General features: G+C 68.4%; 9 protein-coding genes. 6 read left to right on the top strand and 3 right to left on the bottom strand.

Annotation, left to right across the window (positions count from 1 at the left end; genetic code table 11):
• Position 1 precedes the first annotated feature (1 nt).
• Both DTA22_RS25525 and DTA22_RS25520 read left to right on the top strand, forming a co-directional pair.
• Positions 2–826: a nuclear transport factor 2 family protein gene (locus tag DTA22_RS25525; protein WP_037241566.1), complete on the top strand. Its 825-nt coding sequence runs from the start codon at positions 2–4 to the stop codon at positions 824–826.
• 88 nt (positions 827–914) lie between these two features.
• Complete coding sequence (locus DTA22_RS25520; protein ID WP_037241564.1) at positions 915–1,925, top strand: NAD-dependent epimerase/dehydratase family protein; 1,011 nt, start codon at positions 915–917, stop codon at positions 1,923–1,925.
• On the opposite strand, the gene DTA22_RS25515 is transcribed toward DTA22_RS25520, so the two are convergent.
• Together DTA22_RS25515 and DTA22_RS36355 are read right to left on the bottom strand one after the other, a co-directional pair.
• Positions 1,895–3,442, bottom strand: coding sequence for an alpha,alpha-trehalose-phosphate synthase (UDP-forming) (locus DTA22_RS25515; protein ID WP_037241561.1), 1,548 nt, complete (start codon positions 3,440–3,442; stop codon positions 1,895–1,897). The genes DTA22_RS25520 and DTA22_RS25515 overlap by 31 nt on opposite strands.
• A 33-nt stretch (positions 3,443–3,475) precedes the next feature.
• Positions 3,476–3,649 carry a hypothetical protein gene (locus DTA22_RS36355; protein ID WP_005262874.1) on the bottom strand — a complete coding sequence of 58 codons (174 nt, stop codon included), beginning with the start codon at positions 3,647–3,649 and terminating at the stop codon, positions 3,476–3,478.
• 167 nt (positions 3,650–3,816) lie between these two features.
• On the opposite strand from DTA22_RS36355, the gene DTA22_RS25510 reads away from it, so the two are divergent.
• The gene (locus DTA22_RS25510) at positions 3,817–5,520 is read left to right on the top strand and encodes an ABC transporter ATP-binding protein (RefSeq protein ID WP_037241558.1); all 1,704 of its coding nucleotides are present in this window, start codon (positions 3,817–3,819) and stop codon (positions 5,518–5,520) included.
• Positions 5,517–7,265, top strand: a complete 1,749-nt coding sequence (locus tag DTA22_RS25505) for an ABC transporter ATP-binding protein (protein ID WP_112301322.1) — start codon at positions 5,517–5,519, stop codon at positions 7,263–7,265. Before DTA22_RS25510 ends, DTA22_RS25505 begins: the two co-directional genes overlap by 4 nt.
• Before the next feature lie 61 nt (positions 7,266–7,326).
• Here DTA22_RS25505 and DTA22_RS25500 read toward each other — a convergent pair whose 3' ends face one another.
• A complete protein-coding gene (locus DTA22_RS25500) occupies positions 7,327–8,262 on the bottom strand; it encodes a methionyl-tRNA formyltransferase (RefSeq protein ID WP_037241552.1) in 936 nt (311 codons plus the stop codon).
• A gap of 110 nt (positions 8,263–8,372) precedes the next feature.
• Here DTA22_RS25500 and DTA22_RS25495 point away from each other — a divergent pair, with 110 nt between their 5' ends.
• Together DTA22_RS25495 and DTA22_RS25490 are read left to right on the top strand one after the other, a co-directional pair.
• Entirely contained in the window at positions 8,373–9,176 is an 804-nt protein-coding gene (locus DTA22_RS25495) for an alpha/beta fold hydrolase (RefSeq protein ID WP_037241549.1), read from the top strand.
• 46 nt (positions 9,177–9,222) lie between these two features.
• The gene (locus DTA22_RS25490) at positions 9,223–10,422 is read left to right on the top strand and encodes a sensor domain-containing diguanylate cyclase (protein ID WP_112301321.1); all 1,200 of its coding nucleotides are present in this window, start codon (positions 9,223–9,225) and stop codon (positions 10,420–10,422) included.
• The last annotated feature ends 148 nt before the right edge of the window (positions 10,423–10,570 follow it).

Raw genomic sequence — 10,570 nt, 5'->3', positions numbered from 1 at the left:
GGTGCCGGACCCGACGCCGACCGTGGCGGAACTCCTTGCTGTCGTTGGGCGTTCACCGTCCGCGGTCGCGGTGCACGACCGCGCCGCGTGGGTCGGGCTGTTCTCGGACGGCGCTCGGGTCAGCGACCCGGTGGGCTCGCGGCCGCACGTCGGCACGGCGGCGATCGAACGGTTCTACGACACGTTCATCGCCCCCAACTCGATCACGTTCCACGTGAAGCGGGATGTGGTGTGCGGGATGACGGTGGTCCGCGACCTCGACCTCGAGACCCGGATGTCGACGGGAGTGGTGCTGACGGTGCCGATGCACCTGCGCTACGACCTCGTGGTGGAGTCGGGTGTCGTGACCGTCGACGGGTTGTACGCGCACTGGGAACTGCCCGTGATGATCGCCCAGCTGGCCGGGGCGGGGTGGCGGGGCGCGGCGGCGTCGGTGAAGCTGGCGCCGCAACTGCTGTCGAATCAGGGCGTGCTCGGTGTAACAGGTTTCATGCGAGGACTGCGGACCGTCGGACGTCCGGGCAGGAACGCCGCCACCGGATTTCTGGTCGCCGTCCGCCGTCAGGACACGGCCGCAATGTCGGAGCGGCTTGCTCCCGGTGCGGTTCTCGAACTGTCGTCGGGTTCCCCGATCGCGCTCGCTCACTTCGCGGAAAGCCTTCGTGAACTGCAGTGGAGCAAGATGATCGTGGCGGGGTGCGCCGTCACCGCATCCGTGCGTTCGGCCGCGTGGGAGGGGGTCGCCCTGCTGGAGTTCGCGAAGCGATCTCACGAGATCTCGCGGGTGCGAATGTTCGTCGAGGCGGTCACCCCCTTCACAAAATGAAACAAGTTCTAGTACTGTCGGGATCTCCTGGCCGATTGCCGACGCACGACGCTGCGTCGCGGGGCCACAACCGAACGGGGAGTCGTCGATGAAGGTTGCAGTAACCGGCGCCGCGGGATTCGTGGGCAACAATCTGCTGAATCTGTTGGTCGAGGCAGGCCACGAGGTGACCGCAATCGACCGCGTGCGTTCCCGGTACGCACCCGAGTACGGGGTCACGTGGGTGAACGCCGACGTGCTCGACGTCGAATCCATGAAGCGGGCGCTGGAGGGCGCCGAGGTGGTCTACCACCTGGTCGCGATGATCACCCTCGCACAGAAGGACGACCTGGCCTGGACCGTCAACACCAAGGGCGTCCGGACCGTCGCCGAAGCCGCTCTCGCAGTGGGTGTTCGGCGGATGGTGCATTGCAGTTCCGTGCACTCCTTCGATCAGGCCAGTTGCGGCGGAACGCTCGACGAGAACTCGCCCCGGTCCGTCGCCGCGTCGATCCCGGTGTACGACAGGTCCAAATGGGCGGGCGAGATCGAACTCCGCGAAGTGGTCGAGGCCGGGCTCGATGCGGTGATCTGCAATCCGACCGGGGTGTACGGGCCCGTCGACTACGGACTGTCGCGGGTGAACGCGTTGCTGCGCAACGCCGCTCGCGGCCGCGTTCCCGCTGCCGTGCAGGGCGGGTTCGACTTCGTCGACGTCCGCGACGTCGCCGCCGGACTGATCGCCGCCGGGGAGAAGGGCCGGACCGGTGAGAACTACCTGATCTCGGGGCACATGCTCGGCATGCACGATGCCGTGAGGAGGGCTGCGCGTGCGGCGGGTCGTCGGGGGCCGCTGTACTCGTTCCCACTCAGCGTCATCGAACGCGTGCTGCCGATCGCCGAACCGATCGGGACCCGGTTCGGCTCCGACGTGCTGTCGCGGTCGGCGATGGCGGCGCTGCTCGCGGCGCCCGTCATCGACGGCAGCAAGGCGCGGTCCGAACTCGGCTACGTTCCGCGTCCCGCCGACGAGACGATCCGCGACTTCGTCGCCTTCCTGGTGACGTCCGGTCAGCTGAGCCGGGGAGGTCAGTTCTCCCCGGTCGCGTCCTCGTTGTAGTCGGATTCGGAAGCCTCGGCGGGAGCGATCAGCGCGGGGCCGGCGGCGCCGCCGTGAGCGAGGGCGTCGAGGAAGGACCTGGCCCACCGGTCGACGTCGTGTGCGAGGACCTGCCTGCGCAGGGCCCGCATGTGGCGTCGGCCGTCCTCCTTCGGCTGGCCCAGGGCCTGCTCCATCGCATCCTTGACGCTGTCGAGATCGTGCGGATTGCACAGGAACGCCTGACGCAGTTCGGCGGCCGCGCCGGTGAACTCGCTGAGCAGCAGCGCGCCGCCGAGATCACTACGGCAGGCCACGTATTCCTTGGCGACGAGGTTCATACCGTCGCGCAGCGGAGTCACCAGCATCACGTCGGCGGCGACGAAGAAGGCGATCAGCTCCTCGCGAGGGATCGGCCGGTGCAGGTAGTGCACGACCGGCCGGCCGACCTCGCTGTACTCGCCGTTGATCCGCGAGACCTTGCGTTCGATGTCGTCGCGCATCTGCACGTAGCTGTCGACCCGCTCGCGGCTCGGCGTGGCCAGCTGCACCATCACGGTGTCGGCGGGGTCGATGCGGTGCTCGTCGAGCAGTTCGTGCAGCGCGGCGAGGCGGACGTCGATGCCCTTCGTGTAATCGAGGCGGTCGACGCCGAGCATGATGTGTTTGGGATTGCCCAGTTCCTTGCGGATCTTCTTGGCGCGGTCCCGGATCGACTTGGACCGGGACTGTTCGTCCAGCTGCCCCGAATCGATGGAGATCGGAAATGCGCCGACGCGCACCGTGCGGAACCCCACCTGCACGACGCCCAGCTTGGAGCGGACACCCACGTTGCCGCGGGACGTCTGCTGACCGGCGAGTTTGCGGGCCAGGTACAGGAAGTTCTGGGCACCGCCCGGGAGGTGGAACCCGATCAGGTCGGCGCCCAGCAGGCCCTCGATGATCTCGGTGCGCCACGGCATCTGCATGAACAGTTCCACCGGCGGGAACGGAATGTGCAGGAAGAACCCGATCGTGAGGTCGGGGCGGAGCATGCGCAGCATCTTCGGAACGAGCTGCAGCTGATAGTCCTGGATCCACACCGTGGCGCCGTGCGCGGCCGCCTTCGACGTGGCCTCCGCGAAGCGCCGGTTGACCTCGACGTAGGCGTTCCACCAGTCGCGGTTGTACTCGGGCTTGACGATGACGTCGTGGTAGAGCGGCCAGAGGGTGGCGTTGGAGAAGCCCTCGTAGTAGTCGGCGATCTCCGCGGCGCTCAGCGGAACGGGGTAGAGCTCGAGGTCGTCCTCGACGACGGGATCGAGCTCGGCGTCCGCGACCCCCGCCCAGCCGACCCATGCGCCCTTGTTGCGGCGCAGGATCGGCTCGAGCGCGGTGACGAGGCCACCGGGGCTGCGCTTCCAGCGCGTGGTGCCGTCCGGAAGGCGTTCGAGGTCGACGGGGAGTCGGTTCGCTACGACGACGAAGTCGGCTTGCCCGGAAACAGGATCAGAAGTCGAGCGTGATGACGATGCTGACGATTCCGAACTGGCAGCCACGGGCTTCCTTCGCAGTCGAAGTGGATGAAATTCTCAGTCGAGCTTGCTGGTGGGTCCGATTCCGAGCATGGAGAGCAGCATCCTGCACTCGTCGGCATCTTCGGCGTATGCAGCGACAACGCGCTGCGCCTGGCGGGCGGTCTCGTCGGCTAGGGGTTCGAGATCCTCGTCCGCGATGTCGTTTTCGGCGGTCGTCTTCGCGGCCATCTTTGTCCTCTCGGGCTTGCTGCTGCGTCACGCGCAGTAGTTCGTATCGGCGACTCTATGAGAACCGGGCATGTCAACGCTAGTTGCCCATCGATTAGGGTTCATCTAGTTAGGGTCTGCTTACTTGGTTGGTGGGTGGGGAAGCGTCGGCGTTGGGAGTTACGCGCGTGAAGACTGGTGGCACCGCAATTCTGCGTCGCACGCTGGTGCGGAATCGTGTTCGGCTGGGGATCGGAACCGTGCTCGTCTGCCTGCATCAGGTGGCGGAGACGCTGGTCCCGATCTCGATCGGCGTGATCGTCGACCGGGCCGTCGCCACCGGGGACGTGTTCGCACTCGCGGTGTGGCTGTGCGCCCTGGCACTGCTGTTCCTGGTGCTCACAGCGGCGTGGCGTTTCGGCGCGCGGTTCATCGTCGTGGCGATGCAGAACGAGGCGCACCAGCTGCGGATGGAGGTGGCGCACCGCATCCTCGACCCGCGGGGAGTGCGCACCGACCTGCGTGCCGGTGAGCTGCTGTCCGTGTCGACGTCGGACGCCGACCGCGCGGCGTGGATCGCGGACATCACACCGCGGGCCGCGGCGGCCCTCACCGCCGCGATCGGATCCGCCGTCGCCCTGCTGCTGATCGACGTGCCCCTCGGGCTCGCCGTTCTGATCGGCACCCCCGTCATCCTCGGTCTCCTCCAGCTCGCGGCGCCGCTGATCACCCGCCGTGCCACCGATCAGCAGGCCGCCGTCGCGCGGGCGTCCGCCATGGCCACCGACCTCGTGAGCGGGCTCCGGCCCCTGCGCGGGATCGGCGCCGAGGTGTCGGCGTCGCGGCGATACCGAACAGCCAGCCGCGAGGCGCTCGGTGCCACCCTGCACACGGCGAAGAGTTCCGCCGTGTTCGCCGGGGTGTCGATGACCGTCAGCGCCCTCCTCGCCGTCGGTGTCGCGGGTTTCGCCGGCTGGTTCGCCCTCGAGGGACGCATCACCATCGGCGAGCTGATCACCGTCGTCGGACTGTCCCAGTTCTTCATCGAACCGCTCGGCGTCCTGGCCGGGCTGCCCGGTTTCCTCGCCCTCGCCCGCGCGTCGGCGGACCGCCTCGCCCTGGTCCTGGACGCCGAACCGCTGCTGCCCGAGGGGTCCGGCCGGACACTCGACGGCAGCGAACTCAGCCTGAGCGGCGTCTCGTACCGGTCCCTGAGCGCAGTGGATCTCCGGGTCACCCCCGGCGAACTGCTCGGCGTCGTCGCGTACCGCCCGCAGGACGCGGAGGCGCTGGCCGCGCTGCTGTCCGGGCAGGTTCCGCCCGACCGGTACAACGGCGAACTGACGGTGGGCGGAGTCCGGCTGTCGGACGCGGATCTCGCGCAGGCCCGCCGGGCGCTGCTCGTCGAACCGCACAACGGGGACCTGTTCTCCGGAACCGTCGCGTCGAACGTGACCGCGGGCCGACCCGGCGCGACGGCGTCCGAGGTGCAGGCGGCGCTGTCCGCGTCCGCGGCGGTGGACGTCGTCGACGCACACCCCGAGGGCCTCGACCACGAGGTCGCCGACCGGGGGTCCTCGCTGTCCGGCGGTCAGCGGCAGCGAGTCGCCCTCGCCCGCGCACTGGTGGCGCAGTCGCCGGTGATGGTGCTGCACGATCCGACGACCGCGGTGGACGCCGTCACCGAACACACGATCGCGGGCGGCATCGCCGACCTGCGACATCGCGGCTCCGCGGGCAGCCAGACGACGATCCTCATCACGAGCAGCCCCGCGCTGCTGTCCGTGACCGACCGCGTCGTCGTGCTCGACGACGGAACGGTGGTCGGCGAGGGCACACACTCGCAACTGGCGACCGAGAACGCGAACTACCGTCAGGCGGTCCTGCGATGAGTGAACTGCTGCCCATCGCCAACGCGCGCGACACGTGGGCGTGGCTGAAGTCCGAACTGGGACGCCGCCGCGGCCGGAGCGTTTTCACCCTGCTGGTGGCCGCTGTCGCGGCCGGTATGGCGCTGGTCCCGGTCTACGTGTTCGGTGTCCTCGTCGACCGTGTGCAGGACGGTGCGCCGCCGTCCACCATCGGGTGGGTGGTCGCGGTCATTGCGTCCGCCGCGGTGATCGGCGGCGTGTGTGCCGGGTTCGCGTCGTTCCTGATCCGCAGCCTCGGCGAGGGAATCCTGGCGGACCTGCGCGAACGCACCGTCGACCGGGCGCTCCGACTGCCGATTCAGACGGTCGAACGCGTCGGCAAGGGCGACCTGCTGTCGAGGGTCGGCGACGACGTCGCGGTGATCGGCAAGGCCGTCACCGACGTCGTCCCCAACCTCGTCACGGCTGTCCTGCTGGTGGTGCTGAGCATGGTCACGATGCTCGGCATCGACTGGCGGCTCGGGCTCGCCGGCATGGTGGCGCTGCCGATGTATGCCCTGGCGATGCGCTGGTACCTGCCGCGGTCCGCACCGGTGTACGCCGCCGAACGCGTCGCGATGGGGGAGCGTTCGCAGGCGCTGATCAGCAGCATGCAGGGCGCCCGGACGGTGCGCGCCTACGGTCTCGAGGACAGCCATCTGGGGCAGATCAACGGTGCGTCGGAGAAGGCCCGCGACCTGTCCGTCGGCGTCTTCGCACTGTTCACCCGGTTTGCGGGACGCGGCAACCGGGCCGAGTTCGTGGGGCTCGCCACCATTCTCGCCGCAGGATTCGCACTGGTGAACGCCGACATCGTCACCGTCGGGCAGACCACAACCGCGGCACTGCTCTTCCACCGGCTGTTCAATCCGATCGGCATGCTGATGTACACGTTCGACGAGGTGCAGTCTGCGGGTGCGAGCCTGGCACGGCTCGTCGGCGTCGTCGACCTCGACGACGCCTCGGGCACCGGAACCGCCACCGTCCGGGAGTTCGCGGATTCGACGCTCGAACTCGCCGACGTCCGGCACACCTATGACGGCAGCCACGAAGTGGTGCACGGCATCAGCCTGCACGTGAAGTCCGGCGAACGCGTCGCCCTCGTCGGTTCGACGGGAGCGGGCAAGACGACGGTCGCGGCGATCGCGGCCGGCTCGATCGCCCCGACGTCCGGTTCGGTGCGCATCGGCGGCACCGCGCTGCCGGACCTGGAGCCGGGTGGTCTCCGCCGCCGGGTCGCCATCGTCAGCCAGGAAGTCCACGTGTTCGCCGGACCGCTGATCGACGACCTTCGGCTCGCCGCACCCGACGCCTCCGAGGAGGACGCGGCGATGGCATTGAAGGCCGTCGGCGCCGACGGCTGGGTCACCGCGCTGGACGACGGCGTCCAGACCGTGGTCGGGGAGGGCGGCCACGAGCTGACCGCCGCCCAGGCGCAGCAACTGGCTCTGGCGCGACTGGTCCTGGCGAACCCCGCGGTCGCGATCCTGGACGAGGCGACAGCCGAAGCAGGCAGCGCGGGTGCGCGGGAACTCGAGGCGTCGGCCGAGGCCGCGACCCGCGGTCGCACGACGCTGGTGGTGGCCCACCGGTTGACACAGGCGGCCGCCGCGGACCGGGTCGTCGTCCTCGAACACGGCCGGATCGTCGAGCAGGGTCCACATGCCGACCTCGTCGCCGCCGGCGGACGCTACGCCGAACTCTGGTCGGCGTGGGAGGGGCGGTAGCAGGGCGTTCCGCCCCGTGCGCCTTTCTGGTAGCCCCCGCTACCAAAAAGGCGCACGGGCGTCAGCTGAGGTAGCCGCCGCCGTGGGGGAAGAAGTCCGTTCCGGCGAGTTCGGTGCCGTCGTCGAGCCGGACGCGCTGGATCTTGAGGCCCTTGTTCCGGCCCGTGCGGGCGTCGGGTCCGGCGACGATGACCATTCCGTCGCCTTCGTGGATGAAGACACGCCCGGGCGTGCCACCGTAATTTCCCTCGGATACGGCGGCCTGCAGAACCCGGACACGCTGTCCCTTGTAATGGGTGAAGGCGTTCGGGTACGGGTCGGACTGCGCGCGGACGAGCCGTTCGATGGCGTCGGCGGGCCACGTCCAGTCGATGAGGCTGTCCTCGGGGGCACGCTTGTGGAAGAACGTGGCCTGCGAGCGGTCCTGCGGCGTCCAGTCCGTGCGACCGGACGCGATCAGCTCGAGTGCGTCGAGGGTGATCGGGCCGATCATGTCGACGGTGCGGTGGAACAGATCGGTGACGGTGTCCGTCGGTCCGACGGGCGTCGACCTCTGCAAAACGATGTCGCCGGCGTCGAGTTCCTCGTCCATGAGGTGCGCGGTGAGGCCTACTTCTTCTTCACCGTTGATGAGCGCCCAGATGAGCGGGGAGAATCCTGTGTACTTGGGCAGGAGCGAGTCGTGAATATTGAGGGTGCCGTAGCGGGGAGAGTCGAAGACGTCCCGTGGCAGCCAGGTGCGCCAGTTGTTGGCGACGACGATGTCGGGGTCGGCCTGCTTCAGCGCGGCCTTGAAGTTTTCGTCGGGCTTGGTGGCGATGTGCACGGGGACCCCGTGCTCGGTGGCCAGGTCGGCGACGGAGTCCGCCCACATCTGTTCGTAGACGTGGTCACTCTTGGGGTGGGTGATCGCGAGGACGACCTCATGGTCGGACTGGAGCAGGGCCTGCAGGGTACGGTGACCCCAGGTTTGATATCCGAGTGTGGCGACTCTCAACGCGGTCCTCCTGGACGAGCTTGTCGGTCAGCGCCGCATGCGAGCGGCAGCGAAGCCAGCTTAGGCTATCCAATCTATTTCGGTGAGACCGGCCATGGAAGGAAGGCAAGATGACGATCGCCACGATCAATGGGATCCCCCTGAATTACCAGGTCAAGGGATCCGGCGATTTAGTGGTGCTCATCATGGGAACCGGAAGTCCGGGACGGGTGTGGGATCTGCATCAGACCCCTGCGCTCATCGACGCCGGTTACCGCGTCTGCACGTTCGACAACCGTGGCATCGCACCGTCCGGTGAGAGCGTCGACGGGATCACCATGGACGACCTCGTCGCCGACACCGCGGGCCTGATCGAGCATCTCGGCGGTGGCCCGGCCCGTGTCGTCGGCACCTCGATGGGTGCCCGCGTCGCGCAGGAACTGGCCCTGACCCGCCCCGATCTCGTGCACAAGGCGGCCTTCCTCGCCGGTCACGCCCGCATGGACTACTTCCAGCAGACCCTCACCGAGGGTGAGCGCGCCCTGCACGACAGCGGTGTCGAACTCCCGGCCAAGTACCGGGCCGCGGTGACTGCCGTGATGAATCTGTCGCCCGCATCGCTCGTCGACCCGCACACGGCCCGCGACTGGCTCGACCTGTTCGAGTTCAGCGGCGGCCGGACGTCGAACGGCGTGCGCGCGCAGATGGAGATGGACCGCAGCTTCGATCGCAGGCAGGCCTACCGGGCGATCACGACACCGTGCCTGTCCGTCGGTTTCGCCGACGACCGGATGATCCCGCCGTATCTCTCGCGTGAGGTGGCCGAGGCGATCCCGTCGGCTCGGTACTACGAGATCCCCGACGTCGGGCACTACGGCTACCTCGAACAGCCCGAAGTGGTGAACAAGGTGCTGCTCGAGTTCCTCGCCAACTGACAGTTTCCGAGCGGCTGGGGGCGATCACGGTGACGGCGAGGTTCTGATGGCGTTGGGTATTCCGCGCCTCGGGGTGGGCATCGTCCGGTACGACATCGTGAACGGGACGTTGTGGTGGGATGAGAAGGCCGCCGCCATCTTCGGGGACGACGGTTCCCGGCCACCGCTCGAATTATGGCGTCAGCGTGTCCATTCCGAAGACATCGGCGCGGTGCGTCGCATGTTCGGTGACACCGCCGGGTCCGTGGGCGCGGAATGCGTGTTCCGCATCGTGCTGGCAGATCGGTCGACCCGATACATCCTCACCCGCAGCATCGACGTCACCACCGATGCGTCCGGTGCCCCTGTCGAGCTGACGGGGGTGGTCATCGAACTGGGACACGTGGCCGGCCGGGACGCGCAGCTCGCGTCGTTGCTCGATCGAGTGGGCCTGGGGTTCATGGCGCTCGACGAGGACCTGCGGATCATCTACGTCAACTCCGGCTGCCTGCGGCACGTGCGGCGGTCGCGGGACGAACTGCTCGGCCGTGTCGTCACCGAGGTTCTTCCCGAAACGCAGGGCAGCTACTTCGACGCACTGTGCCGCAAGGTGCTCGCCACCGGCCGCGAGCAGCGGACCCGGGTGGACTCGCTGTATTCGCCGGGGATGACGATCGAGGTGACCGCCGCAGCCGATTCCGGCGCGCTGGTCGTGCATTTCCGGGACGTCACCGCGGAAGTCACCGCTCAGCAACAGGCGGACGAGGCGCACGCTCTTCTCCTGCACGAGGCCACGCACGACAGTCTCACCGGACTGCTCAATCGCGCCGCCATCACGGAGCACCTGCAGCGCCTGTTCGAGCCCGGTGCGGGGCCTGCGGTCGCGTTGTTCCTCGACGTCGACGGCTTCAAGGATGTCAACGACACCCGGGGGCATCACGTCGGAGATCGCATCCTGCAGGGGGTGTCCGCGCATTTGCGCCACGCGATGCGCGCGCCGTCCGCGGTCGGCAGGCTCGGTGGCGACGAGTTCGTCGCCATCCTCCCCGACGTCGACGAATACGACGTCGACGACGTGGTGACCCGGATGCTCGCGTCGATCACGACGCCGATCGACGTCGGCGACGAACTCCTCGTCGTGACGATCAGCGTGGGGATGGCGCGCAGTACGTCGGCTCGCACGGTCGACGAACTGCTCCACCACGCGGACACCGCGCTGTACGCCGCCAAGCGTCGCGGCGGGAACACCGCGGTCTGGCACCACTAGGTTGCTGGGCGGCTGCCCCGGGAGGTCGACGCCGCCGGTCGTGTGCCGACGCCGCGGATGCACGGTATGTTTACGCGGTCAAACGCGACGTCGGGACCGTTTTGGTGCGGTGAATGCCGTCGGCGGTGCGGGGGACACGCGATCGTGG

The organism is Rhodococcus wratislaviensis (assembly GCF_900455735.1).
GTDB lineage: Bacteria > Actinomycetota > Actinomycetes > Mycobacteriales > Mycobacteriaceae > Rhodococcus_F > Rhodococcus_F wratislaviensis.
Note: the sequence above shows the minus strand (reverse complement) of the source record. Positions and strands in the feature narration are given on the sequence as shown.